This window comes from Marinobacter iranensis (assembly GCF_029207565.1).
Classification (GTDB): Bacteria; Pseudomonadota; Gammaproteobacteria; order Pseudomonadales; family Oleiphilaceae; genus Marinobacter; species Marinobacter iranensis.
The window spans coordinates 1-237 of the sequence record NZ_JANCMW010000402.1 but is presented as its reverse complement, the minus strand read 5'-3'; the positions used below and the strand labels follow the sequence as shown (position 1 = coordinate 237).

1 protein-coding gene is annotated in these 237 nt (G+C 72.6%); it reads right to left on the bottom strand.

Annotation, left to right across the window (positions count from 1 at the left end; all coding sequences use genetic code 11):
• Positions 1-110: 110 nt before the first annotated feature.
• On the bottom strand, positions 111-227 hold the full coding sequence (locus tag NLU14_RS23460) for a hypothetical protein (RefSeq protein ID WP_420845106.1): 117 nt from the start codon (positions 225-227) through the stop codon (positions 111-113).
• Positions 228-237: the final 10 nt, after the last annotated feature.

The window sequence follows — 237 nt, the reverse complement described above, 5'->3', positions numbered from 1 at the left end:
GATCCCGTCGATCGCGGACATGGCGCCGCCGGCCAGGCGGCCAAAATTCGCGAACCACGCGCCCAGCGCCCCGGCGGCGCCCACCGACAGCGCCGATTTCAGCCGGCCGCTCATGCCGCCGCCGCGCGCACGACGTCGCAGATCCGCTCGACCACTGCCTCGACCTGCGCCTTGTCGTCGCCCTCGGCCATCACTCGGATCACCGGCTCGGTGCCAGAGGCACGGATGACAAGCCGC